Origin of the sequence: Paracoccus beibuensis (assembly GCF_026162625.1) — a bacterium.
In the GTDB taxonomy this organism is placed as follows: Bacteria; Pseudomonadota; Alphaproteobacteria; order Rhodobacterales; family Rhodobacteraceae; genus Paracoccus; species Paracoccus beibuensis.
In genome coordinates, this window is record NZ_JAOTBD010000017.1 from 16,616 (window position 1) to 41,019 (window position 24,404).

The window sequence follows — 24,404 nt, forward strand, 5'->3', positions numbered from 1 at the left end:
GCGCGTTTTGCGTTGCCCCAGGAGCATGCCCATGCGCCGCTATCTGTTCCCCCTGATCCTTGGCATCGTCGGCTGCGCCATCCTGCTGCAGCTGGGCCTGTGGCAACTGGACCGGCTGCGGTGGAAGGAAGGCATGCTGGACGAGATCCGCGCCGGGATTGAGAGCGACCCCGTGCCGCTGCCGGACCAGATCGACCTGTCGATGAAGTACCTGCCGGTAACCGTCTCCGGCACCACCACCGGGGCCGAGATCGACGTGCTGTCCCATGATCGCGACCAGGGCGCGGGCTATCAGGTCGTTTCTCGCTTCGTCACCGATGACGGGCGGGCGATCCTTCTCGACCGCGGCTTCGTCCCGCAGGAGCTGCGCCATGCCGACCGTCCGCCCGTCCGGCTGGAGGTGCAGGGCAACCTGCACTGGCCGCAGGACGCCAGCAGTTCGACCCCCGCGCCGAACCTTGAGGAGAACATCTGGTTCGCCCGCGATGTCGACGCCATGGCCGAAGCCCTGGATACGCAGCCGGTCCTGGTCGTGGCCAGCTTCATCACCGGCGACAACCAGGGGGCCGAGCCAGTTCCCGTGGCCGTCGAGGGCATTCCCAACAACCACCTGTCCTATGCCGTGCAATGGTTCCTGATCGCGGCGACATGGGCGGTAATGACACTGGCGCTGATCTGGCGTATCAGGCAGCGCAGCTATTGAAGGAAGACCGATGCGTTACGTCTCGACGCGGGGCCGGGCCCCGGTTCTGGATTTCGAACAGGCCATGCTGTCGGGGCTGGCACGTGACGGCGGCCTGTATCTGCCCGAGACGATCCCGGCCTTCGAGGGCCTCTCGGACCTGGACGGGCTGAGCTACGAGGAGGTCGCCTTCCGCGTCGTGCGCGCCTTCACCGGCGAAAGCTTCAGCGACGACGAACTGCGCGGCGCCATCGACCGGGCCTACGCGCGCATCGCCCATGACGCCCGCGCACCGCTGGTCCAGCTGGCGCCGGGCCATCACCTGCTGGAGCTGTTCCACGGGCCCACGCTGGCGTTCAAGGACTTTGCGATGCAGCTGATCGCGCAGCTGTTCCAGATCGCCCTGACGCGGTCGGGTCAGCGGATCACCATCGTCGGCGCGACCTCGGGCGATACCGGATCGGCGGCGATCGAGGCGTTCCGCGGCATCGACAATGTCGACGTGTTCATCATGTATCCGCATGGCCGCGTCAGCGAGGTGCAGCGCCGCCAGATGACCACGCCGCCTGCCGAAAACGTCCATGCGCTGGCCGTGACAGGCCACTTCGACGACTGCCAGGCGCGGCTGAAGGATCTGTTCAACGACCACGCCTTCCGCGATCAGGTCGGGCTGGCCGGCGTGAACAGCATCAACTGGGCGCGCGTGGTGGCGCAGATCGTCTATTACTTCACCGCCTGCGCGTCCCTTGGCATGCGCCCCACGGACTTCTGCGTGCCGACCGGCAATTTCGGCGACATCTTCGCGGGCTCGGTCGCGCGCGAGATGGGCCTGCCGATCCGCCGCCTGATCGTCGCCACGAACCAGAACGACATCCTGCACCGTGCGCTGACCGGGGGCGAATACCGCACCGGACAGGTCGAGCCTTCGATCAGCCCGTCGATGGACATCCAGGTCAGCTCGAACTTCGAGCGCGCGCTGTATCTTGCCTATGGGCAGGATGCCGGCGCGATCCGCCAGCTGATGGACGAGCTGAAGGCCGGCGGCTTCACGATCAGCCAGGGCGCGCTGCAGACGCTGCGCGAGCAATACCTGTCGGGCCGCGTGTCCGAGGAGGAGACGCTGGCCACCATCCGCGACATGCGCGAGCGCACCGGAGAGATCCTCTGCCCGCACAGCGCCGTGGGCGTGGCCGTGGCGCAGCGCCATCTGGAGCCCGGCGTGCCGATGGTGACGCTGGCCACCGCCCATCCGGCCAAGTTCCCGGACGCGGTGGAACGCGCCATCGGCATCCGTCCTGCGCTGCCGCCGCACATGGCCGACCTGTTCGATCTACCCGAGCGTGTGACCCGGGTTGAAAACGACGTGGACGCGCTTAAGTCGCTGATCCTCGACCGGAGGACCCAGTGAGCCAAGATCCCACCCCGCGCCTGACGACCCTTTCCAACGGCCTGTCCATCGTCACCCGCCAGATGCCGGGGCTGCATTCCGCGGCCTTGGGCATCTGGGTCAGCGCCGGTGGCCGGAATGAGCGTGCCGAACAGAACGGCATCGCCCATTTCCTGGAACACATGGCCTTTAAGGGCACCGCCACCCGAAGCGCCCTGCAGATCGCCGAGGCGATCGAGGATGTGGGCGGCTATATCAATGCCTACACCTCGCGCGATGCGACCGCCTATTACGTCCGTGTGCTGGAGGATGACGTCGACCTGGCCTTCGACGTAATCAGCGACATCGTCCTGAACCCGGTCTTCGACCCGCGCGAGATCGAGGTCGAGCGCGGCGTGATCCTGCAGGAGATCGGGCAGTCCATGGACACGCCCGACGACATCATCTTCGATTGGCTGCAGGAGGCGGCCTATCCCGACCAGCCGATGGGCCGCACCATCCTGGGCCCGGCCGAGCGCGTCAGCCATTTCAACCGCGCCGACCTGTCGGGTTTCGTGGCCGAGAACTATGGTCCCGGCCAGATGGTCGTCGCCGCGGCGGGCGCGGTCGATCACGACCGCATCGTCCGGCTGGCCGAAAAGGTGCTGGGCCGCATGACGCCCATCGCGCAGGGTCCGCGCGAGGCCCCGCGCTGGCAAGGGCTTGAAACCCGCAGCGTCAAGCCGCTGGAGCAGGCGCATTTCGCGCTGGCGCTGGAGGGGCCGGGGTTCCTTGCGCCCGACTTCTATGCCGCGCAGATCTTTTCTTCTGCCCTTGGCGGCGGCATGTCCTCGCGGCTGTTTCAGAAGATCCGTGAGGAGCGCGGCCTCTGCTATACGATCTTCGCGCAGTCGGGCTTCCACGACGACACCGGCATGTTGACCATCTATGCCGGCACCGGCGCCGATGATCTTGCCGACCTGGCGACCCTGACCATCGACGAGATCAAACGCGCCGCCGACGACATGTCCGAGGCCGAGATCGCCCGCGCCAAGGCGCAGCTGCGCGCGGGCCTGCTGATGGGGCTGGAAAGCCCGTCGGGCCAGGCCGAGCGGATGGCCCGCAGCCTGGCGATCTGGGGCCGGGTTCCCGACCCGGCCGAGGTGGCCGAAAAGATCGCCGCCGTCACCCGCGCCGACATCCGCACCCATGCCGAGGCGCTGCTGGCCAATGCCCGGCCGGCGCTGGCACTTTATGGCCCTGTGGATCGGGCCCCCTCGCGGGATGCCCTTGCCGAAAGACTGGCTGCATGATCCTGGCGCGGCGCCGTCCATTCCGGCTGGATGCCGAGCGGATCGTGCTGCGCCTTCCCATGCATTCCGACTATAACGCCTGGACGGCGCTGCGGATGGAGAGCCGCGCCTTCCTCACCCCGTGGGAGCCGGTCTGGTCGCCCGACCATCTGTCACGCAAAAGCTTTACCAACCGCGTCTACTGGGCCGGCCGCTCCAGCAAGGCCGGCACGTCGTTCCCGCTGTTCCTGCTGCGCCGCGACGGCGTGCTGCTGGGCGCGATCACGCTGGACAACATCCGCCGCGGCCCGGCGCAATCCGGCACCATCGGATACTGGATCGGGCAGGCCCATGCGCGACAGGGCTACATGCGCGAGGCGATCGGCGTTTTGGTGCATCATGCCTTTAACACGTTGGACCTGTCGCGGATCGAGGCTGCCTGCTTGCCCGAGAACGCCGCATCGCGCGGAGTGCTGGAGAAGTCGGGCTTCAAGTACGAAGGCGTCGCCCAGAGTTATTTGCAGATCGACGGCCGCTGGCGGAACCACGTGCTCTACGCCAACCTGCGCAGCGACCGGCGCGGAAAGACCGAGGTGCGCTGATGCTGAATCCCGCCGATGCTGTTCTGGCCGCGCACCTGCCGCAGGGCGTCCTGCGCGACATCGCGCCCGCCTATACCGAGGAACCCCGGGGCCGCATCATGGGCCAGGCGGGACTGGTCGCGGCCCCGCGGGACGTCGAGGAATGCGCGGCCATCATCCGCGCCTGCGCGGACGCGCGCGTTCCGGTGGTGCCTCGCGGCGGCGGCACGGGTCTGGTCGGCGGGCAGCTTGTCGCGAACGGCCCCGCACCCCTTGTCCTGTCGCTGGAGCGGATGACCGCCATCCGCGACATCTGGCCCGAGGAAGCGGTGCTGATCGCCGAATCCGGCGTGACGCTGCACGATGCCCGTCAGGCCGCAGCCGCAGTCGGGCGGCAGTTCCCGCTGTCGCTGGCGTCGCAGGGGTCGGCGCAGGTCGGCGGCGTGCTGTCCACCAACGCGGGGGGCGTGAACGTGCTGCGATACGGAAACGCCCGCGCGCTCTGCCTGGGGATCGAGGCCGTGCTGCCGAACGGAGAGGTGATGCGCGACCTCAAGCGGCTGCGCAAGGACAATACCGGATACGACCTGCGTGACCTGCTGATCGGGGCCGAGGGGACGCTGGGGATCATCACGGCGGCATCCCTGGTGCTGGCGCCGGTGCCGGCCGAAACAGGCGTCGCGCTGATGGTCGTCGACGGCCCGGCGGCGGCCTTGTCACTGCTGTCATTGGCGCAGGCGCGCATGGCGGGCGGCGTCACCGCGTTCGAGTTGATCTCGGGGCAGGGGCTGCGGTTTCTGGATGCGGCCTTCCCGGACATGCGCCAGCCCTTCGACCCCCGCCCCGACTGGCTGGTGCTGGTCGAGGTCGGGCTGCCCGCCGGCCTGTCCGCGGATGCGGCGTTGGAAGGACTGTTCACCGCAGGCGCCGAGGCCGGGCTGGTCCATGACGGCATCATCGCCCAATCGGGCCAGCAGGCGGCCGAGTTGTGGAGCTTGCGCGAGCATATTCCGCTGGCCAACCGCCATGTCGGCGCGATCGCCAGCCACGACATCAGCCTGCCCCTGTCGGAAATCGCCCGCTTCGTCTCCGATGCCGGGGCGAAGATTGCGCAGCAGGGCGACATGCGGATCAACTGCTTCGGCCATCTGGGCGACGGCAACCTGCATTACAACCTGTTCCCGGCCGAGGGTCGACGGCGCGAGGAATATGACGAGATCCGCCGAGATCTGTCGCGGAAGATCCACGAGTTGGTGATCGCGCGGGGCGGGTCATTTTCGGCCGAACACGGGGTGGGCCGGCTGAAGGCCGCGGACCTGGCACGGTGGGGCGACCCGGTGCGGCTGGCGGCGATGCGCGCCATCAAGGGGGCGCTTGACCCCCTTGGCATCATGAACCCCGGCGCTGTGCTGGCCTAGGCGCCTTCGAACTCGCAGAGCGCATGGACAGGCATGTCCAGTCCCTCCAGCACCTTGCGGCCGCCCAGCTCCGGCAGGTCGATCACGAAGGCGCAGCCGATCACCTCGGCCCCCAGCCGCTGGCAGAGCTTGATCGCGGCGGCAGCCGTGCCGCCGGTCGCCAGAAGGTCGTCGACGATCAGCACCTTTTCGCCCGCGCGCAGGGCGTCGTCATGGATCTCCATGATCGCCTCGCCATATTCCAGCAGGTAGGCTTCCGAGATCACGGTGCCGGGCAGCTTGCCCTTCTTGCGGATCGGGACGAAGCCGGTGGACAACTGGTGCGCCACCGCCCCGCCCAGGATGAAGCCGCGCGCCTCGAGGCCCACGACCTTGTCGATCCGCGTCCCGGCATAGGCGTGCAGGATCTGGTCCACCGCCATGCGGAACCCGCGCGCGTCCGCAAACAGGGTCGTCACATCGCGGAAGATGATGCCTTCATGCGGGAAGTCGTGGATGGAGCGGACATAGTCCTTGACGCTGCGGCTCATGTAGGGCGGTCCATTTCGAAAAGATCTTGCACGGCGGCATAGTCCTTGTATCCCAGCCGCGCAATCCAGCCGCCCGCCGCGCGCGGATCGAAGCGGCCGTCGACGACGCAGTCGTCGCGCAGGTGAACGCCCGTGACGGCACCGAAGACGGCGAAGTTCGCCTCTCCCGCCAAGGGCACGATCTGCGTCATCCGGCATTCCAGTGCCGCCGCCGCACCGGCGACGCGCAGGCAATCGATGGTGGTGCAGGGCGTGCTTTCGATGCCGGCAACCTCGAACTCGCTGCTGCCGGCAGGCAGGGGGGCGGAACTGGCGTTGACGGCATTGCGCAGGTCGCCCGTGGCAATGTTCACGCAGAAGACGCCTGTTTCAATGATTTGGGCAACGCTGTCCTTGGTTCCCTGCCGGTCGCCCTTCTTGCCGGTCGAGGCGAACATGACCTGCGGCGGGACATAAGCCACCGCGTTGAAGAAGGAATAGGGCGCCAGGTTATCGCCCTGTGTTCCGCGGGTCGAGATCCAGCCGATGGGCCTGGGCGCGACGATGGCATTGAACGGGTTGTGCGGCAGGCCGTGTCCGGCTTCGGGGCGATAGAACATGGGCGGCCTCCTTCTGGGTTGCGCGGCCAACCTGCCACCGCTTTTCACGCGGCGCAATGTTCCGCCTGTCGCAAACCCATGTTAAGCGGCCGCAGGATCGACAGGAGGCGCGATGTTCGAAATTTGCCCCGAGACCCCCGCCGACGAACCCGAGGTCGAGGCGCTCTACGACCTGTGCTTCGCCCCGGGCCGCACCGCGCTGTCTTCCTATCGCCTGCGCGATGGTGTCCCGCGCGTGGCCGAGCTGTGCCTCGTCCTGCGCGATCCCGGCTGCACGCTGATGGCCGCAATCCGGTATTGGCCCGCCCGCATCGGACGCCGCAACCTGCTGCTGCTGGGGCCGATTGCAGTCCATCCGACGGCGCAGGGCGAAGGATTGGGGGGCCTGCTGATGCGCGACAGCCTTGCGCGGGCGCGCAGGATGCGGTTCTCGCGCGTGCTGCTGGTCGGCGATGCGCCCTATTATTCGCGCTTCGGTTTTCAGCGGCTGGACGATGTCCTCATGCCGCCGCCGACCAACCCGGACCGAGTGCTGGGGCTGGAACTCCGGCCGGGGGCCTGGGTTGGTGTGGCGGGGCAGGTGACACGTGCGCCGGCCGCCCCGACGACACCTTCGCACGCGCCGGTCGCCCAGCCTTGCGCCACGGTCGCGTCACCCAAGGAAGCCGCCCATGACACAATCGATCCTTCCGCCCATCGCTGACCAGACCGTCCTGGCCCAGATCGACCGGCTGGCCCGCCGCCACGACGAGGCGTCAGGGCTTGGCATGCAGGCGATGGCCCGGATCGGCAGCAGTGCCGAAGGGCTGGTCCAGCGCCTGCCGGGCTTCGTGCGCAGCCGACTGGACGGCGCCACCCGCGCGGCCCTGACCCGCGCCTTCGCTGCCGCATCGCGCAGTCGGCGGGTGGTGCGGGACCGGGGCGACTGGTTCAACCGGATGACCTCGACCGTCAGCGGTGCCGCAGGCGGCGTCGGCGGCTTCGCCGGAGCGCTGGTCGAGCTGCCCTTCACCGTCACGCTTCTGCTGCGCGCGATGCTGGAGATCGCGGCCGAACACGGGCTCGACCCCGACAGCGAGGAGGTGCGCCTCGAATGCCTGCGCATCTTCGCCGCCGCCGGTCCCATGGCCGAGGATGACGCGACCGAACTGGGCTTTCTGGCGGCGCGCCTGTCCGTCACGGGGCAGACGGTGCAGGGGCTGGTCAGCAAGGTCGCGCCGCGCCTGTCGGTTTCGCTGGGGCAGAAGATGGCGGCTCAGGCGGCGCCCGTGTTCGGTGCCGTGGTCGGTGCGACGATCAACTACACGTTCGCCCGCTATTACCAGGAAATGGCGCGAGTCCATTTCGGGATCATGCGCCTGTCGCAGGAAACAGGCCTTCCGCGCGAAGCCCTGACCGAGGCGCTGCGCCTCGCCATCGCCCGCCGCAACCGCGGCTGACGTGTCGCTTATTCCTCCTCGGCGTCCAGCGCCAGGGGCGCAACCGGCGCGGCCAGGTGGTCGGTGTTCAGCGGGCGCGCGGGCCGCGCCAGCCGCGACTTCGTCACCCAGTAAAGCCGCTCTTGCGCCCGGGTGATCGCCACATAGGTCAGCCGCTTCCACAGCGGCACACCGGCTTCCGACCGGTTCGACCACGCGGCGGCGCTGATGTCGGGGCCGAAGACCTGCACCTCTGGCCACTGACTGCCCTGTGCCTTGTGGATCGTCACCGCCGCGCCGTGCAGGAAGGCCGCGCCCATGCGGGCGGCATAGGGGATGAACGGCTCCTCCTCGTCCGGCATCTCGATCTTCACGATGCTGGCGGCCGACAGGCGCGGGTCCTCGGCGCCGATGACGTGCAGGCGCGAGAAGCCGGGCTTGCGGCCCGGTCCCAGGTAGACGACCTGCGCCCCTTTGATCAGGCCGCGCGCCTCGAGGTCGATCCGCTTCTTGCGGTGCTTCAGCGGCAGCTCCAGCCCGTCGCAGATCAGGGGTTCCCCCGGCAGAAGGGCGTCGCCAGGCGCACCGAAGGCGGTGCGGAAGGCATGGATCAGCCGGATGCGCGTGGCGTTGCGCCAGACCAGGACCGGGCTGCGCGCCATCAGGTCGCTTTCGACCCGCTCCGCCCAGACCACGCGATCGTCCTTGCGGGCGGCGGCGCGGATCATGCTTTCGAAGTCGTCGAAACCAAGCTGGTCGTCGGCCAGCGCATGGGCAAGGTCCAGGATCGGGCTGTCGTCGGCCTGCCGGTGGATGCGGTTCAGGATCAGCCGCTGCGGGGCGGCCAGCTTGTCGAAGACCATCTCGCCGGACTGTCCCACCGGGGCCAGCTGCGCCGGGTCGCCGAACAGGACCAGCACGGGGAAGATCTCTCGCAGGTCCTCGAACTGCTTTTCGTCCAGCATCGAGGCCTCGTCGATCAGCCCGACATCCAGCCCGTCCTCTCGCCGCTTCCAGCCGCGGATGAAGTCCGACCCCCGCAGGCCCGCCGTCGCCAGCGCACCGGGGATCGAGGCGTGAACGTCGAAGAACGCCTTGGCCTTGTCCATTGCGGTGTCCGTCAGCCCCTCGATGGCGGGACGGTTGCCCTGGCCGGTCAGCCATTCGGCGATCTTTTCATATTCCGGGTCATAGACGGGCGTATAGAGGATGCGGTGGATCGTCGTGGCCGGCACGCCCCGCATGCGCAGCACGAAGGCCGCCTTGTTGGTCGGCGCCAGGATCGCGACGCTGCGCCGGTCCTTGCGCTTCTTGCCCTCATAATCGGGACTGATCAGGTCGACCCCCGCGGCCAGCAGCGCCTTGGTGATCTGCGACAGCATCAGCGTCTTGCCGGAACCGGCCTTGCCGATGACCGCCATGACGCGACCTTTTCCCGACTCGGGCGGATGCACTTCCTCTGCGATGATGTCGATGCCGGCGGCACCGAACGTATCGGCCAACGCATCCCATGCGTCGGCCTGATCGGGCGAAAGGGTCGGGGCGGGGGCGTTCATGGTGTTCCCTTACCCTGCGGGAAAGGAAAAGCGAAGCGCCCTGCAACTTTTACCCGGCCTGGCGCGTGAAGTGAATCGAGCCATGCAAGGAGCGTCACGATGATCGAACTCTTCTTCGTCACCTGCCTTCTGACAGAGCCGGACCGCTGCACCGACCACAGCCTTCTGTTTGAGGAGCAGAACGGCCTCTTTACCTGCATGATCCAGAGCCAGAGCGAACTGGCCCGATGGGTCGCCACCCATCCGGCCGAAAAGGTGCGGGAATGGGAATGCCGCTATGCCGGCGAGGCCGACCGAAAGGCGTAGTCTCTGCCGTTGAACGGCTGCGGTCCGGCACCGAGGACGGCAACAGCCCGCTGCCGCCGCGTCGTGATCGCGCCCGGCGCTTCAACTGACGCATGGGATCAAGTCGGGGGGCAGGGCCGGAGTGTCCTCCTGATCGAGCTCCTCGTTATCGCCTGCCCCAGCGCCGCTTCCACAAGTTTCCGCGACCAGACCCTCCTGTTTCGCAATGTCATTCGGCCTGATGGGCTTCATGGTGAGCGGCAGGGGCAACTGGCGCAGTGGGTGATATCCCATCCGCGCCAGTGTGTCGCAAGCTGGCGTTGTCGAGCGGGCCGGCAACACCGAAAAGAACTTCAGCGGCGGCCGGCCTCCAGCGCGTCCTCGAACGTCCGCAGGCCTGTGACCGGGGACTGGACCAGAACGGACATGTTTCCGGGCTTGTGCTCGTTGCGGTACATCTTCATGTGCGCGGCCGGGATCTCTGCCCAGGGGAAGACCTCGGACATGCAGGGGTCCAGACGCCGTTCCAGCATCAGCTTGTTGGCGGCGCTGGCCTGCTTCAGATGCGCGAAGTGGCTGCCCTGCAGGCGCTTCTGGTGCATCCACATGTAGCGCACGTCGAAGGTGCAGTTGAAACCCGTGGTGCCAGCGCAGATGACAACCATGCCGCCCTTCTTGCAGACCAGGGTCGAGACCGGAAAGGTCGCCTCGCCGGGATGCTCGAACACGATGTCGACGTTGTTGCCCTTGCCGGTGATGTCCCAGATGGCCTTGCCGAACTTGCGCGCCTCGTTGAACCACTCCTTGTATTCGGGCGTGTTCACGGTCGGCAACTGGCCCCAGCAGCGGAACTCCTTGCGGTTGATGACGCCCTTGGCGCCCAGCCCCATAACGAAGTCGCGCTTGTCCTCCTCGGAGATGACGCCGATGGCGTTACCGCCAGCCGCGTTGATCAGCTGAATCGCATAGGACCCCAGCCCGCCCGACGCGCCCCAGACCAGCACGTTCATGCCGGGCTTCAGCTCGTGCGGCTCGTGACCGAAGAGCATCCGATAGGCGGTCGCCAGCGTCAGCGTATAGCAGGCGGATTCCTCCCACGTCAGGTGGCGCGGACGTTCCATCAGCTGCTGGGCCTGGACGCGGGTGAACTGGGCGAAGCTGCCGTCGGGCGTCTCGTAGCCCCAGATGCGCTGCGTGGGCGAATACATCGGGTCGCCGCCGTTGCAGTGTTCGTCGTCGCCGTCGTCCTGGTTGCAGTGGATCACGACCTCGTCGCCGACCTTCCAGCGCTTGACCTTGTCCCCGACGGCCCACACGATCCCAGACGCATCCGATCCAGCGATGTGGTAGGGCTGCTGGTGCACGTCGAACATGCTGATCGGCTTGCCCAGGCCCGCCCAGATCCCGTTGTAGTTGACGCCAGCCGCCATCACCAGGACCAGCACCTCGTTGCTGTCGATCTTGGGGGTGTCGACGACTTCCTGCTGCATGGCCTGGTTAGGCTCGCCCTGGCGTTCGCGGCGGATCGCCCATGCATGCATCTGCGCAGGCACATGGCCCAGGGGCGGCATCTCGCCGATGTCGTAAAGGTCTTTGACGGGCGCCGAATAGGGCGCAATCGGGGTCGGGGCGTCGAGGGCCATCGAGATCTCCTTCCTGTTGCCGCAGCGCAGAATCAGGCGCTTCCGGAACGAGAAATAAAGTTGCGCCAGCAATTTTGCAACCGTCAGGTGGAAGCTTCGGCAATTTTGTGTCGTGGTGGATTTGGCCGTTGGCCGAGAACGAGCCGCGTTGCGGCGGGACTCTGCAGGGAGGCGATGTGCAACATCACCGGGACGGCAAGGCCCGCGACCAGTCCTGCTATAAGATGCGTGCCGGTGTCGTCGATGCCGATGGCATAAAGAAGCCGTCGCATCCCCGACGTCCCGAGGACATGATAGAGGTAGATGGTGAAGGCGAAGCTGCCGAAGACGCGGCTGTCGATCCGGGGCAGCACCAGGTAGCAGAGCATCGAGCCCGAGATCCCGAAGGCCAGGCTCTGAAGGTCGCGCCGGTTCTGCGAAAAGCGGCCGGTCTCCTGCAGGTCGAGGATGTTGATCCACGTCGTCAGTGCGACGACGGTGACGGCCATCAGAATGATCGCCAAGCGGTTCGAGAACACGATGCTCCGTTGTCTTGCCACCATCACGCCGACCACGAAGTAGGGCAGAAGATAAAGCGCGTGGTTCGCGGCCATGATGTTCGTCTGCAGTCGCCACCCGGACATGGTCCACAAGATGCTGAGCGCGAGGATCACTGCACTCCCTCGGCCGTGGCCGAAGGTGTCGAACGTGCCGAAGACCACGAAAATCAGCAGGATCGCTTGAAGGAACCAGAAATGCGCATAGGGCATGACATAGTTCCGCCACCAGTCGGCATCGGGTGCGAAGCGCAGGTGCAGCATCAGCGCCAGCAGCATGAAGACGGTGATCGCCACGGCGCCGGGAACGGCCAGTCTGCGGAACTTGCCAGCGAGGAAGGATTTCCACTGCGCGGGATCAACCGGCCTGAGGCCATAGACATGGCCCGCGATGAACGCAAAGAGCGGCATCCGCAGGTCCGCGAAGTAATCGGCGAACATGCGCGCAGGGTGCGTGTCGGGCAGCTTCAGTCCCGCATCCGAGCCCGGCCCGATCACATGATACAGGACCAGAAGAACCACCGCGACCAGGCGAGACGTCTCCAGCGCGCCAACGGGGGGCGCCTTGGGATGATCCGAAGGTGGGAACATGGGAAACCGGAAATTCGTGACACCGAGGGATTAGACGGGCGCGCACGCCCTGCGTCAACGCAATTCTAGGGCGCGGCATTGACGAGTTTGTTTATTTGCCATAGCAATCCTGTGGCGACATAAAATTGCGCAACCATCGAGGTGCCGTCATGACTGAGAAGGACAAGCCCTGGCTGTTCCGCACCTATGCGGGGCATTCCACCGCCGAGAAATCGAACGCACTCTATCGCAGCAACCTGTCGCGCGGGCAGACCGGGCTGTCGGTGGCGTTCGATCTGCCGACCCAGACCGGCTATGACAGCGATCACGTCCTGGCGCGGGGCGAAGTCGGCAAGGTGGGCGTCCCGATCGGCCACCTGGGCGACATGCGGACGCTGTTCGACCAGATCCCGCTGGAGCAGATGAACACCTCGATGACGATCAACGCGACGGCGCCTTGGCTTTTGTCGCTGTACATCGCGGTGGCCGAGGAGCAGGGGGCGGATATCTCGAAGCTGCAGGGGACGGTGCAGAACGACCTGATCAAGGAATACCTGTCGCGCGGGACCTATATCTGCCCGCCGAAGCCCTCGCTGGCGATGATCACGGATGTGGCGGCCTACACGCGAGAGCACCTGCCCAAGTGGAACCCGATGAACGTGTGCTCCTATCACCTTCAGGAGGCGGGCGCGACACCGCAGCAGGAACTGGCCTATGCGCTGGCGACCGCCATTGCGGTGCTGGACGACCTGAAGGGCAAGGTGCCGGAGGCGGAGTTTCCGGCCATGGTCGGGCGGATCAGTTTCTTCGTGAATGCCGGCATCCGCTTCGTGACCGAGATGTGCAAGATGCGCGCCTTCACCGAGCTGTGGGACGAGATCTGTCGCGACCGCTATGGCATCGAGGAGGAGAAGTTCCGCCGCTTCCGCTATGGCGTGCAGGTCAACAGCCTTGGGCTGACAGAGCAGCAGCCGGAAAACAACGTTTATCGCATCCTGCTGGAGATGCTGGCCGTCACGTTGTCCAAGAACGCCCGCGCGCGTGCGGTGCAGTTGCCGGCCTGGAACGAGGCCTTGGGCCTGCCGCGCCCCTGGGACCAGCAATGGTCGCTGCGCATGCAGCAGATCCTGGCCTATGAGACCGACCTTTTGGAGTTCGGAGACCTTTTCGACGGCAATCCGGTGGTGGCCGCCAAGGTCGAGGAACTGAAGCAGGGCGCGCGTGACGAACTGGCGCTGCTGGACCAGATGGGCGGCGCCATCGCGGCAATCGAGCACATGAAGGCGCGGCTGGTCGACGCGAATGCCGCGCGGCTGAGCCGGATCGAGGCGAGCGAGACGGTTGTCGTCGGCGTGAACCGCTGGCAGCAGGGCGAGCCGTCGCCGCTGACCTCGGGCGATGGGGCGATCATGGTGGTCGATCCCGAGGTGGAGGCGGACCAGATCGCGCGGCTGCAGGCGTGGCGCCAAGCTCGGGACGAGGGGGCCGTCGAGGCCGCCCTCGCCGCGCTGCGCCTGACGGCGCAGAGGGGCGAAAACGTGATGGCGCCCTCGATCGCGGCGGCAAAGGCCGGCGTGACGACCGGCGAGTGGGCAGGCGTGATGCGGGCGGTCCATGGCGAGTATCGCGGCCCGACGGGCGTATCCGCAAGCCTTTCGAACCGGACCGAGGGGCTGGAGGACATCCGCGATGCGGTGAACGCGGTCAGCGTGCGGTTGGGGCGGCGGCTGAAGTTCCTGGTCGGCAAGCCAGGGCTGGACGGTCACTCCAACGGGGCCGAACAGATCGCCTGCCGCGCCCGCGACTGCGGGATGGACATCACCTACGAGGGCATCCGCCTGACGCCGGACGAGATCGTCCGGCGCGCGCAGGAGGAGGAGGCGCATGTCGTCGGTCTGTCGATCCTGTCGGGCAGCCATCTGCCGCTGATCGGCGACTTGATGGGCCGTATGCAGGAGGCGGGCCTGGGTCATGTGCCGGTGATCGTGGGCGGGATCATTCCCGACGAGGACGCCAGGCGCCTGACGGCGATGGGCGTGGCGCGGGTCTATACGCCCAAGGATTTCCAGCTGAACACGATCATGAAGGACATCGTCGAACTGGTGGAGCCTGGCGCAGCGGCAGCGTAACCGAGTTTTCGCGGTGTGTGGGTGCGACTGGCGCTGTTGGTCAACCAGGTCGCCTCCGCCTGCGGTCGGAAGGTGCGAACAGCGGATCGGCAAATGCTGCCGCCGGCCTCCGCAGTTCGCTCTGTTATATGTGACAGGCGCCTGCCATTTGTGTCTCCGGGATTTTTTGTCGCTCTTATCAAGGAAGCGGGATCTTAAGTCGTCCGGATCCGCCGGAGGTGCGTGTCCGTGCGGATCTCTACCATCCTTGCCTGCTATTTCCACTTTGGCACAATGGTCCGGCGGCGAGCCTGATGTTTTCTGCGACTGTCAGTGCTTCATGAAGTCTGGAGGGCGCTGTACCTGCCGCATTGCGTGGAGATGATCCCGCCGCTTCGGGGTGCGTGTCCGGCATTGCTGCCTGCGCCCACTTCATCCACATCCACCTCGTCTCTCTGGCAATCGAACTTTGGATTGGAGCGTACACCCAGTTCGCGTTCGTTGTGGGCGTCAGCCTAGGGCAGGTCGCCCCTTTGATTCGCCTTCTCGTGAGGGGGCGTCACTGCGGGTGGTGACCTGAGGCGATCGGCAAAAAGCAGAACGCCGCCCGGAAGGGGCGGCGTTCGCAGCTGATGCTGGCTTGGGATCAGAAGCCCAGGCCGGCGTATTTCGATTTGAACTTGGACACGCGGCCACCGGCGTCCATCAGGCGCGAGGAACCACCGGTCCAGGCCGGGTGCGACGTCGGGTCGATGTCCAGCGACATCTTGTCGCCTTCGGCACCCCAGGTCGACCGCGTCTGGTAGGTCGTCCCGTCGGTCATCTTGACCTCGATCAGGTGGTAGTCGGGATGAATCTCTTTTTTCATGGCGTGACCTCTGCTCAGGCTTTCGCGTCCGACAGCGGACGGTAGTTGGTCTTCTCGACGATGCGGGCGGATTTGCCGCGACGGTCGCGCAGGTAGTACAGCTTGGCGCGACGCACCTTGCCGCGACGCACGACCTCGATCGAGTCGATGTTCGTCGAATAGAGCGGGAACACGCGTTCCACGCCTTCGCCGAAGCTGATCTTGCGCACGGTGAAGCTGGCCGCGATGCCGCTGCCGCCCTTGCGCGAGATGCAGACGCCTTCATAGTTCTGGACGCGGGAACGCGTGCCTTCGGTCACTTTGTAGCCGACGCGGACGGTGTCACCCGCCTTGAAGTCGGGAATGGTCTTGCCAAGCTCGGCGATCTGCTCGGCTTCGAGTTCTGCGATCAAGTTCATCGCTGGTTCCTATGGTTGCTCGCGGTGGTTCCGCGATTGGTCTGATGCGCCCGAGCGCTGTCGGTCCTTTGCCGGGTCCACAGACGTTTCCGCATGTGCCCGCCACAGATCGGGGCGGCGTTCCTTGGTCAGCCTTTCGGCCTCACGTCCCCGCCAATCGGCAATGGCCGCGTGATTGCCCGACAGCAGAACCGGCGGGATCTCGCGGCCGTCCCAAAGGGCGGGCTTCGTGAACTGGGGGGCTTCCAGAAGGCCCCTATTGCCGATGGAAAAGGATTCCTCGGCCAGAGAATCCTGATTCCCCAGCACGCGCGGTATAAGCCGGACCGTCGCGTCGATCAAGACCTGAGCGGCGATCTCTCCTCCGGTCAGGACATAGTCGCCGATGCTGATCTCCTCGACGTCGTGGGCGTCCAAGACGCGCTGGTCGACGCCCTCGAACCGGCCGCAGATCAGGGTGACGCCGGGGCCCTGGGCCAGCGCGCGGGCGCGGGCCTGCGTCAGGGGCTTGCCGCGGGGCGACATGTAGACGACCGGAAGGCCGGGACCGGCCTCGCGCAGCGCGGCGTCCATCACGTCGGCACGGATCACCATACCCGCGCCGCCGCCTGCGGGGGTGTCGTCGACGTTGCGGTGCCTGCCGACGCCGAAGTCGCGCAGCGGGATCGTCTGCAGGTTCCACAGACCCTGCGACAGCGCCTTGCCGGTCAGCGACAGGCCAAGGATGCCGGGGAACGCCTCGGGGAACAGGGTCACGATTCGTGCGGTCCAAGCGCCCTGCACCTGCGGTTCGGCCATCAGCTCGCGCGGCTTGAGGCTGGGGCGGATCGACAGGCGCCCGTGCGATTTCGGCGCGTCGGTCATTCGCCGTCGCCGGGAGGATCGGCCACGACACGGCCCGCGACCAGATCCACCGTCGGCACCACCGCCCGCGTGAAGGGCAGCATCAGCACCTGCTGGCCGCCTACGACTTCAAGAATATCACCGGCACCGTGGTCATAGATGGCCCGCACGCGGCCAAGCGGCGCGCCGCCGGTATCCACGACCTGCAGGCCGATCAGGTCGGCATGATAGAACTCGTCGTCGGGAAGCGAGGGCAGGGCACTGCGCGGCGCCCAGAGCGTCACGCCCTTCAACGCCTCGGCTTCTTCCCGCGTGCCGACGCCCGACACGCGCGCGCCCAGGCCGCCGGTGACCGGACGGGTCAGGGTGACGGTGAAGGCGCGGCTGCCGTCCTCGGACGTCAGGGGGGCATAGGAGGCGATGTCGGCAGGCTCGGCACAGAAACTTTTCAGCCGCACCTCTCCATGGACGCCGAAGGCCCCAGCGATGGCGCCTACGCAGATACGTTCACTTGTCACGCCAATCCTCGCAAAACTGGGCCTCTGGATCGTGCCGCCCCGGGATATCACCGGCGCGGCTGCCGATATGTCTGTTGATCGATGAACCTCTGTTCAGGCCGCCGGGCCTGAACAAGGGCCGCGGATACCCGCCCGCGGCCGAAAACGCCGCATTTTGCGTCCAGGGCATCCCCTCGGGGGAAGACGGCCCGCCAGATGGGGCGGGCCGTCCATGTCTTACTCGGCTTCGGCCGGAGCGGCGGCTTTCTTCGCACGCTCTTCGGCCCGGGCCTTGGCTTTCTTGCCCGGCTCGGCCTTCTTCATGTTGGCGCGCTCGGCCTTTTCCTTGACGCCGGCGGCTTCCAGGAAGCGGGCGATGCGGTCGGTCGGCTGCGCGCCCTGGCCCAGCCAGTACTGCACACGCTCGATGTCCATCTTGACGCGGTCTTCGCTGTCCTTGGCCAGCAGCGGGTTGTAGGTGCCCAGCTTCTCGAGGAAGCGGCCGTCGCGCGGCATGCGCGAATCGGACGCAACGATCGCGTAATGCGGGCGCTTCTTGCTGCCACCACGGGCGAGGCGGATCTTCATGGCCATTGGGGTCTTCTCCTTTGAAATGGCGGTCGGGGGCGGTGGCCCCTCAGGACTGGTATTGCTCGTGATGCCGGATAACCTCGGCGATCACGAAGTTGAGAAATTTGCGCGCGAATTCCGGGTCGAGATCGGCCTCGCGCGCGAGGCGTTCCAGCCGCTGGATCTGCTGCGATTCACGCATCGGATCGGACGGCGGAAGGTCGTGGTCGGCCTTGAGGCGACCGACGGACTGGGTGTGCTTGAACCTTTCGGCCAGCGTATAGACGAGGATCGCGTCCAGCCTGTCGATGCTGGCGCGGTGGTCCTTCAGAAGGCTTGCGGCGCGGGCGGCGGCGTCGGTCATGCGTCCTCCGAAGGGTGTCGATAGACGAGACAGGGCTTGTCCCAGGCAGGGCGTCGGGCATCGCGGTCCAGCGTCGCGCCAAGCCGTTCGGCCAGCGCGATCGAACGGGCGTTGTCCGGGTCGATATAGCTGACCGCCGTGTCCCAGCCGAGCGTCGCAAGGGCGTGGTGCCGCGCGGCGCGGGCGGCTTCGGACACGAGGCCGCGGCCCTCGGCGGCCTCGGACCAGACGGTCCAGCCGAGTTCCCGTTCGGGCCAGCCCTCGGGGAACCAGGGTCCGGTCAGGCCGAGCGGCGTGTCGTCGCCCTTCAAGGTGAAGACGAACATGCCAAAGCCGCGCATCGCCCAGTGGCCGATGATGTGGCCGAAGCCCCGCCAGCTGGCGCCGGCTTCCTGATCAGGACCGCCACCGACAAAGCGGGCGCGGTCCGAATGGTGGAAGCTGCGCCAGTGCGGCCAGTCGCTGCCCTTCGGAGCGCGCAGCGTCAGGCGTTCCGTCTGCAGGATGGGAGTGGGGGCCAGCGAGATCATGCTTCACCCCTGATCGACTGCGCGCGCCGCAGGCCTTGCGCGCCGGTCCCGGCGCGTCTTGCCACGAGGGGCTGCCGCTTGATGAACAGCACGCGGGTCATTTCTTGCCGAACAGCCCGCCAAGGCCGCCGGGCAGGCCGGCGCGTCCAAGTTGACCGCCAAGTCCCTTGGGGTCCTGCAGCAGCTTCTGCGCCTCGGCCATCTTGGCGGGGTCGAGGTTGTCCATGTCGGGCAGCCCGCCGCCCTTGCCGGTCATGGCGCGCATGGCTTGCTTCATCATGCCGCCCTTGCCCATCTTGCCCAGCTTCTTCATCGTGTCGGCCATCTGCTTCTGCATCTTCAGAAGCTTGTTCAGCTCGGCGACCTCCATCCCCGCACCGGCCGCGATGCGTTTCTTGCGGCTGGCCTGCAGAAGGTCGGGGTTCGCCCGTTCCTTCTTGGTCATCGAGTTGATCAGCGCGATCTGGTGGCGGACGACCTTGTCGTCATAGCCCGCGGTCTCGGCCTGCTTGGCCATCTTGGCCATGCCGGGCATCATCGACATGACCGACTGCATGCCGCCCATCTTCTGCATCTGTTCCAGCTGGCCCTTCAGGTCGTTCATGTTGAACAGGCCCTTCTGGAACCGCTTCATCATGCGCTCGGCCTGCTCGACCTCCAGCACCTGCTGGGCCTTTTCGACCAGTGCCACGATGTCGCCCATGCCAAGGATTCGGCCTGCGACACGCTGCGCATCAAAGGTTTCCAGCGCGTCCATCTTCTCGCCCAAACCGACGAAGCGGATCGGCTTGCCGGTGATCTGGCGCATCGACAGGGCGGCGCCGCCGCGACCGTCGCCGTCCATCCGCGTCAGCACCACACCCGAGATGCCGACCTTGCCGTCGAATTCGGTTGCCACGTTCACCGCGTCCTGGCCGGTCAGGCCATCGACGACCAGGATCGTCTCGCGCGGTTGGGCGATGTCACGGACCTGCTGGACCTCGGACATCAGGGTCTGGTCGATGTGCAGGCGGCCGGCGGTGTCCAGCAGCACGACGTCGTATCCGCCAAGGCTGGCCTGGGTCTTGGCGCGCTGCGCGATCTGCGGGGCTGTCTGGCCCGGCACGATGGGCAGCGTGTCGACGCCGATCTGCTGGCCCAAAATCGCCAACTGCTCCATCGCGGCGGGGCGGTTGGTATCCAGCGACGCCATCAGGACGCGCTTCTTCTCGCGGTCCTTGAGGCGCAGGGCCAGCTTCGCCGTGGTCGTGGTCTTGCCCGAACCCTGCAGGCCGACCATCAGGATCGGGGCGGGCGGGTTGTCGATGCGCAGCGCCTCGGGCGCGTCGTCGCCCTGCAGGACGCGGATCAGCTCGTCATGGACGATCTTGACGACCTGCTGGCCGGGGCTGACCGACTTGGTTACCGCCGCGCCCGTCGCCTTCTGCGTGACGGCCTTGACGAAGTTGCGCGCCACCGGCAGCGACACGTCAGCCTCCAGCAGGGCGACGCGCACCTCGCGCATGGCGGCGGTGACGTCGTCCTCGGTCAGCGCGCCTTGCTTGGTCAGCCGGTCGAAGACGCCGCCCAAACGGTCGGAGAGATTCTCGAACATGGCCGGGCCTCCTTAAGGTCCAAAACGGTTTTGCCCCCGTGGGCGCAACGCGCTGACGGGGGGCGATCCCCGCGCAGTGCAGGGACCGGAAGACGATGCTTCCGGAAATTGAGGGTCGACTTACGCAAGAACGGCCCCCGAGTCAACCTCGGGGGCCGTCGAAGCGGGATCAGGCCGCGATCTTGTTCAGTGCCGCCTGTGCGCGGGCCATTCCGGCCGCGCGGTCCATGGCCAGCCCGTCGGCCGGAACGAAGGTGACGTCCGTGATGCCGAGGAAGCCCAGCATGTGGCGCAGGTACCCCGATGCGTGGTCCAGATCCGAACCAAGCGGCGTGCCGGCGGCGGTATAGGCGACAAAGGCGCGCTTGCCCTTCAACAGCCCCTCGGGGCCTTCGGCGGTGTAGCGGAAGCTGACGCCCGCCCGCGCGATCTGGTCCAGCCAGTTCTTCAGCTGCGCCGGGATCGAGAAGTTGTAGACCGGCAAGCCGATCACCAGGACGTCGGCGTCCTGCACCTCGGCCAGCAGCTTGTCGGACGTCTCGACGCGGGCCTCTTCCTCGGGGGTGGGGGTCTCCGTTCCGACGCGCACGGCCCTGAACCACGTGGTGTCGATGGCGGGCACGCCTTCGTTCAGGTCGCGATAGCTGACAGTCGCTTGGGGGTCGCCGTCCTTCAGGCGGGCGACGATGTCGGCGGTCAGCTGGCGCGAGACCGATGCGTCGGCGGTGATGGCGCTGTCGAGGTGAAGGATGTGCATGATGATCTCCGTCGTCTGCATGGCTTTGTTGGGACTGATTTAGGGCTATGAAAGCGCGAACGTAAGGGCGATAACTGCGCATCATCTGTGCGGGGATGCACATGCAGATCGAAAGCTGGGACGATATCCGCGTGGCGCTGGCCGTGGCGCGCACGGGCACCGTCAGCGGCGCCGCGACCGCGCTTGGCGTCCACCACGCCACCGTCATCCGCCGCATCGACGCACTGGAGACGGCGCTGCGGGCCCGCCTGTTCCAGCGCCACCCGCGGGGCTATGCCCTGACCGAGGCCGGGCGCACGCTTCTGGCCACCGCTGCCGCCGCCGACGAGCGCTTCGCCCAGATGGCCGCTCAGATCGCCGGAGCCGGTGACCGCGTCGAGGGCGACCTGGTGGTGACCGCGCTGCCGGAACTGACCGACATGGTGATGCCGCGCCTGGTTTCGCTGATCCGCCGGCATCCCGACCTGCGGCTGACCTATGCCACCGACGTGCGCCTGTTCCGGCTGGACACCGGAGAGGCCCATGTCGCCATCCGTGGCGGCGCCCGCCCGACCGAGCCGGATTATGTCGTGCGCGACATGGGGCGGGCGGGCACGATGCTCTATGCCTCGGCCGACTATCTTGCGCGGCACGGAGAGGTAAGCGACCCGCGCCGCCACGTCTTCGCGCTGCCCGGTGCCGAGGCGCAGCGCGCGCCCTATATGCGCTGGCTGCACGACCGCATCGACCCCGAGAACGTTCTGCTGGTCGCCAAGGAGGAAGCCGCGCGCGAGGCGGTCATCCGCGCCGGGCTGGCCGTCGGTGCGCTGTCGAAGGACCGGGCCGCGGGCCTTGTTCCGGCGCTGTCGCTTCCGGAATGGGAATCGCAGCTGTGGCTGGTCACGCATGTCGACCTGCACCGCACGCCCAAGGTCCAGGCCGCGCTGGCGGCGCTGCGGGAACCGGCCTGATCCCACTTGCGGGCCGCACGTCCGCCGGGCAGATTGCGCGCCGGAGGAAACCTCATGACCCATCCCATCAGCCGCTTTCCCGTGCCCGATCTGGCCGATCTGCCCGACGACATCCGCGATGCCATCCTGTCGGTCGGGGAGAAGTCGGGCTTTGTTCCCAACATTTTCCTGGCGCTCGCCCACCGCCCGGCCGAGTTTCGCGCCTTCTTCGCCTATCACGACGCGCTGATGGACAAGGACGAGGGCCTGACCAAGGCCGAGCGCGAGTTGATCGTCGTCGCCACCAGCGGGCTGAACCGCTGCCAGTACTGCGTCGTCGCGCATGGCGCGATCCTGCGCATCCGGGCCGGGAACCCGCTGATCGCGGACCAGGTGGCGGTGAACTGGCGCAAGGCCGACCTGACTGACCGGCAGCGGGCAATGCTGACCTTTGCCGAAAAGGTCGCGCTGGCCGCGCAGGACATCGTCGACGGCGACCACGAGGCGCTGGCGCAGGCGGGGTTCAGCCCGGACGAGGTGTGGGACATCGGCGCCATCGCGGCTTTCTTCGCCATGTCCAACCGGCTGGTCAACGCGGGCGACATCCGCCCCAACGACGACTTCCTGATGCTGGGTCGATGACGCTCTCGCCCACGATCAGCGCGCGGATGGGCGCGGGCGACTGGTCGCTTCTGCTGCTGCTGTCGCTGATCTGGGGCGGATCGTTCTTCCTGATCGCGACGATGGTGGGGCACCTGCCGGTGCTGTGGATCGTCGCGCTGCGGGTGTCGATCGCGTCGCTGGTGCTTTGGATCATCGTCCGCATCACCGGGCGGGCGGTGCCGCGCGGCCCCGGCCTCTGGGGCGCGTTCCTGGTGATGGGCATCGTCAACAACGCCATCCCCTTCGGCCTGATCGTGTGGGCGCAGACGTCGATTCCGTCGGGGCTCGCCTCGATCCTGAACGCGACGACGCCGCTGTTCACGGTGCTGGTGTCTTCGCTGGCGCTGGCGGACGAGAGGGCCGGCCTGACGCGGCTGGCGGGGGTGGGCCTGGGCCTTGGCGGTGTGGCGGTCATGATCGGCGTGGACGAGGTTGCGGGGCAGGGCCATGGCGTGCTGCCACAGCTGGCGATGCTGGGCGCCGCGCTCAGCTATGCCTGCGCGGCCGCATACGGGCGGCGGTTCAGGGCGCGGGGGATCGACCCCTTCGTGACGGCGGCGGGGATGGTCAGCGGATCGAGCGCGGTGCTGCTGCCGCTGGCATTGCTGACGGCGGGGCCGCCGCCGGCCGCGCCGGGGCATGTCTGGCTGGCGCTGACCGTGCTGGGCGTGATCTGCACGGGGCTGGCCTATGTGCTGTTCTTCAGGGTGCTGGCGCGGGCGGGGGCGACGAACATTTCTCTGGTCACGTTTCTGGTGCCGGTGTCGGCGATCCTGCTGGGGTGGTTGTTCCTGGATGAAAACCTGGGGCCGACGCAGATCCTGGGAATGGGCGTCATCGGGCTGGGGCTGGCCATGATCGACGGGCGCCTGATCGGGCGGCAGGCGCCGCCGAACTGAGCGGCGTGATGGGCGCGACACAGCGCCGGCCATTCGCGGCCCGGTCGCGTGGCGCGGGTTCCCTTCGCCTCACGCGATCGTTAGGTTTCCGCGACGGGACAGGACAAGAGGCCGCCAGTGGCGCATATCATCGTGGTCGGGAACGAAAAGGGCGGCTCTGGCAAGTCGACCACCACGATGCATGTCGCGACCGCGCTGGCGCGGATGGGGCACCGGGTCGGGGGGCTCGACCTCGACGTGCGGCAGCGCAGCTTCGGCCGCTATCTGGAAAACCGTGCCGCCTTTTGCGCGCGGTCGGGGATCGACCTGCCGATGCCGGCCATCGCCGGGCTGGGCGACGGGTCCGACCCGCTGACCCCGGCGCTGGAGCAGTTGGAGCAGCAATGCGACTTCATCCTGCTGGACTGTCCTGGATCGCACACCAAGCTGAGCCAGATGGCCCACACCCTGGCCGACACGCTGATCACGCCGCTGAACGACAGCTTCGTCGACTTTGACCTGCTGGCCCGCCTGTCGCCTGACGGAGACGTGCTGGGGCCGTCCATCTATGCCGAGATGGTGTGGAGCGCGCGCCAGATGCGCGCCCAGGCCGGCGCCGGTCCCATCGACTGGCTGGTGCTGCGAAACCGCCTTGGCACGCAGCAGATGCACAACAAGCGCAAGGTCGGCGGCGCCCTGGCCAGCCTGTCCAACCGCATCGGGTTCCGCGTCGCGCCGGGCTTTTCCGAACGCGTGATCTTTCGCGAACTGTTCCCGCGCGGCCTGACCCTTCTGGACCTCAAGGACGCCGGCACCGAGACGATGAGCATGTCGCACATCGCCGCCCGGCAAGAGTTGCGCGACCTGATCGCGGAACTGAACCTGCCGGGGGTCACGGTCTCGTTCTGAAAGGAACCGCGTCGCGGCAG

The 24,404-nt window shown here is 67.1% G+C and carries 27 protein-coding genes; 13 read left to right on the forward strand and 14 right to left on the reverse strand.

Features of this window, described 5'->3' with window-relative positions; all coding sequences use genetic code 11:
- The first annotated feature begins 31 nt into the window (after positions 1 to 31).
- From OC159_RS11685 to OC159_RS11705, 5 genes are all read left to right on the forward strand, one after another.
- Positions 32 to 703: an SURF1 family protein gene (locus OC159_RS11685; protein ID WP_265501333.1), complete on the forward strand. Its 672-nt coding sequence runs from the start codon at positions 32 to 34 to the stop codon at positions 701 to 703.
- A gap of 10 nt (positions 704 to 713) precedes the next feature.
- Positions 714 to 2,090 (forward strand): threonine synthase, encoded by a 1,377-nt coding sequence (gene thrC, locus OC159_RS11690; RefSeq protein WP_265501335.1) that lies wholly within the window; start codon positions 714 to 716, stop codon positions 2,088 to 2,090.
- A 62-nt stretch (positions 2,091 to 2,152) separates the two neighbouring features.
- Positions 2,153 to 3,361 carry a M16 family metallopeptidase gene (locus tag OC159_RS11695; protein WP_407674110.1) on the forward strand — a complete coding sequence of 403 codons (1,209 nt, stop codon included), beginning with the start codon at positions 2,153 to 2,155 and terminating at the stop codon, positions 3,359 to 3,361.
- The gene (locus tag OC159_RS11700) at positions 3,361 to 3,942 is read left to right on the forward strand and encodes a GNAT family N-acetyltransferase (protein ID WP_265501401.1); all 582 of its coding nucleotides are present in this window, start codon (positions 3,361 to 3,363) and stop codon (positions 3,940 to 3,942) included. The genes OC159_RS11695 and OC159_RS11700 overlap by 1 nt, the downstream gene beginning before the upstream one ends.
- A complete protein-coding gene (locus OC159_RS11705; protein WP_265501337.1) occupies positions 3,942 to 5,339 on the forward strand; it encodes an FAD-binding oxidoreductase in 1,398 nt (465 codons plus the stop codon). The genes OC159_RS11700 and OC159_RS11705 overlap by 1 nt, the downstream gene beginning before the upstream one ends.
- On the opposite strand, the gene OC159_RS11710 is transcribed toward OC159_RS11705, so the two are convergent.
- Complete coding sequence (locus OC159_RS11710) at positions 5,336 to 5,869, reverse strand: adenine phosphoribosyltransferase (protein ID WP_265501338.1); 534 nt, start codon at positions 5,867 to 5,869, stop codon at positions 5,336 to 5,338. The two genes, OC159_RS11705 and OC159_RS11710, sit on opposite strands and share 4 nt — an antisense overlap.
- Positions 5,866 to 6,468 (reverse strand): flavin reductase family protein, encoded by a 603-nt coding sequence (locus OC159_RS11715; RefSeq protein WP_265501340.1) that lies wholly within the window; start codon positions 6,466 to 6,468, stop codon positions 5,866 to 5,868. Before OC159_RS11715 ends, OC159_RS11710 begins: the two co-directional genes overlap by 4 nt.
- 112 nt (positions 6,469 to 6,580) lie before the next feature.
- Here OC159_RS11715 and OC159_RS11720 point away from each other — a divergent pair, with 112 nt between their 5' ends.
- Together OC159_RS11720 and OC159_RS11725 are read left to right on the forward strand one after the other, a co-directional pair.
- Positions 6,581 to 7,171 carry a GNAT family N-acetyltransferase gene (locus tag OC159_RS11720; protein WP_265501342.1) on the forward strand — a complete coding sequence of 197 codons (591 nt, stop codon included), beginning with the start codon at positions 6,581 to 6,583 and terminating at the stop codon, positions 7,169 to 7,171.
- On the forward strand, positions 7,140 to 7,907 hold the full coding sequence (locus OC159_RS11725; RefSeq protein ID WP_265501343.1) for an EcsC family protein: 768 nt from the start codon (positions 7,140 to 7,142) through the stop codon (positions 7,905 to 7,907). The genes OC159_RS11720 and OC159_RS11725 overlap by 32 nt, the downstream gene beginning before the upstream one ends.
- Before the next feature lie 8 nt (positions 7,908 to 7,915).
- On the opposite strand, the gene OC159_RS11730 is transcribed toward OC159_RS11725, so the two are convergent.
- Entirely contained in the window at positions 7,916 to 9,442 is a 1,527-nt protein-coding gene (locus OC159_RS11730) for an ATP-dependent DNA helicase (RefSeq protein ID WP_265501344.1), read from the reverse strand.
- A gap of 99 nt (positions 9,443 to 9,541) precedes the next feature.
- On the opposite strand from OC159_RS11730, the gene OC159_RS11735 reads away from it, so the two are divergent.
- On the forward strand, positions 9,542 to 9,748 hold the full coding sequence (locus OC159_RS11735) for a hypothetical protein (protein WP_265501345.1): 207 nt from the start codon (positions 9,542 to 9,544) through the stop codon (positions 9,746 to 9,748).
- 332 nt (positions 9,749 to 10,080) lie between these two features.
- Here OC159_RS11735 and ccrA read toward each other — a convergent pair whose 3' ends face one another.
- Positions 10,081 to 11,370 carry a crotonyl-CoA carboxylase/reductase gene (ccrA, locus tag OC159_RS11740; RefSeq protein ID WP_265501346.1) on the reverse strand — a complete coding sequence of 430 codons (1,290 nt, stop codon included), beginning with the start codon at positions 11,368 to 11,370 and terminating at the stop codon, positions 10,081 to 10,083.
- An 83-nt stretch (positions 11,371 to 11,453) separates the two neighbouring features.
- Complete coding sequence (locus OC159_RS11745) at positions 11,454 to 12,497, reverse strand: acyltransferase family protein (protein WP_265501347.1); 1,044 nt, start codon at positions 12,495 to 12,497, stop codon at positions 11,454 to 11,456.
- A 149-nt stretch (positions 12,498 to 12,646) separates the two neighbouring features.
- Between OC159_RS11745 and OC159_RS11750 the strand changes: the two genes are divergently transcribed.
- Positions 12,647 to 14,605, forward strand: a complete 1,959-nt coding sequence (locus OC159_RS11750; RefSeq protein ID WP_265501348.1) for a protein meaA — start codon at positions 12,647 to 12,649, stop codon at positions 14,603 to 14,605.
- A 625-nt stretch (positions 14,606 to 15,230) separates the two neighbouring features.
- Here the strand turns inward: OC159_RS11750 and rpmE are convergent.
- The 9 genes from rpmE to OC159_RS11795 all read right to left on the reverse strand — a co-directional run bounded on the left by rpmE (position 15,231) and on the right by OC159_RS11795 (position 21,008).
- Positions 15,231 to 15,452, reverse strand: coding sequence for a 50S ribosomal protein L31 (gene rpmE / locus OC159_RS11755; protein WP_265501349.1), 222 nt, complete (start codon positions 15,450 to 15,452; stop codon positions 15,231 to 15,233).
- A gap of 14 nt (positions 15,453 to 15,466) precedes the next feature.
- A complete protein-coding gene (rplS, locus tag OC159_RS11760) occupies positions 15,467 to 15,850 on the reverse strand; it encodes a 50S ribosomal protein L19 (RefSeq protein ID WP_265501350.1) in 384 nt (127 codons plus the stop codon).
- A 9-nt stretch (positions 15,851 to 15,859) separates the two neighbouring features.
- Positions 15,860 to 16,714, reverse strand: a complete 855-nt coding sequence (gene trmD / locus OC159_RS11765; RefSeq protein WP_265501351.1) for a tRNA (guanosine(37)-N1)-methyltransferase TrmD — start codon at positions 16,712 to 16,714, stop codon at positions 15,860 to 15,862.
- Entirely contained in the window at positions 16,711 to 17,211 is a 501-nt protein-coding gene (rimM, locus tag OC159_RS11770) for a ribosome maturation factor RimM (protein ID WP_265501352.1), read from the reverse strand. Before rimM ends, trmD begins: the two co-directional genes overlap by 4 nt.
- Positions 17,212 to 17,427: 216 nt before the next feature.
- Positions 17,428 to 17,784 (reverse strand): 30S ribosomal protein S16, encoded by a 357-nt coding sequence (gene rpsP / locus OC159_RS11775; protein WP_265501353.1) that lies wholly within the window; start codon positions 17,782 to 17,784, stop codon positions 17,428 to 17,430.
- A 43-nt stretch (positions 17,785 to 17,827) separates the two neighbouring features.
- Positions 17,828 to 18,124, reverse strand: coding sequence for a chorismate mutase (locus OC159_RS11780; protein WP_265501354.1), 297 nt, complete (start codon positions 18,122 to 18,124; stop codon positions 17,828 to 17,830).
- Positions 18,121 to 18,654 (reverse strand): GNAT family N-acetyltransferase, encoded by a 534-nt coding sequence (locus OC159_RS11785; RefSeq protein WP_265501356.1) that lies wholly within the window; start codon positions 18,652 to 18,654, stop codon positions 18,121 to 18,123. The genes OC159_RS11780 and OC159_RS11785 overlap by 4 nt, the downstream gene beginning before the upstream one ends.
- Positions 18,655 to 18,751: 97 nt before the next feature.
- The gene (gene ffh, locus OC159_RS11790; RefSeq protein WP_265501358.1) at positions 18,752 to 20,248 is read right to left on the reverse strand and encodes a signal recognition particle protein; all 1,497 of its coding nucleotides are present in this window, start codon (positions 20,246 to 20,248) and stop codon (positions 18,752 to 18,754) included.
- Positions 20,249 to 20,417: 169 nt separating this feature from the next.
- Positions 20,418 to 21,008 (reverse strand): FMN-dependent NADH-azoreductase, encoded by a 591-nt coding sequence (locus tag OC159_RS11795; protein ID WP_265501403.1) that lies wholly within the window; start codon positions 21,006 to 21,008, stop codon positions 20,418 to 20,420.
- A 98-nt stretch (positions 21,009 to 21,106) separates the two neighbouring features.
- Here OC159_RS11795 and OC159_RS11800 point away from each other — a divergent pair, with 98 nt between their 5' ends.
- The 4 genes from OC159_RS11800 (at position 21,107) to OC159_RS11815 (ending at position 24,384) form a co-directional block, all read left to right on the forward strand.
- Entirely contained in the window at positions 21,107 to 21,955 is an 849-nt protein-coding gene (locus OC159_RS11800) for a LysR family transcriptional regulator (RefSeq protein WP_265501359.1), read from the forward strand.
- A 54-nt stretch (positions 21,956 to 22,009) separates the two neighbouring features.
- Positions 22,010 to 22,576, forward strand: coding sequence for a peroxidase-related enzyme (locus tag OC159_RS11805; RefSeq protein ID WP_265501360.1), 567 nt, complete (start codon positions 22,010 to 22,012; stop codon positions 22,574 to 22,576).
- On the forward strand, positions 22,573 to 23,496 hold the full coding sequence (locus tag OC159_RS11810) for a DMT family transporter (RefSeq protein WP_265501361.1): 924 nt from the start codon (positions 22,573 to 22,575) through the stop codon (positions 23,494 to 23,496). The genes OC159_RS11805 and OC159_RS11810 overlap by 4 nt, the downstream gene beginning before the upstream one ends.
- A 117-nt stretch (positions 23,497 to 23,613) precedes the next feature.
- Positions 23,614 to 24,384 (forward strand): division plane positioning ATPase MipZ, encoded by a 771-nt coding sequence (locus OC159_RS11815; RefSeq protein ID WP_265501362.1) that lies wholly within the window; start codon positions 23,614 to 23,616, stop codon positions 24,382 to 24,384.
- Positions 24,385 to 24,404: the final 20 nt, after the last annotated feature.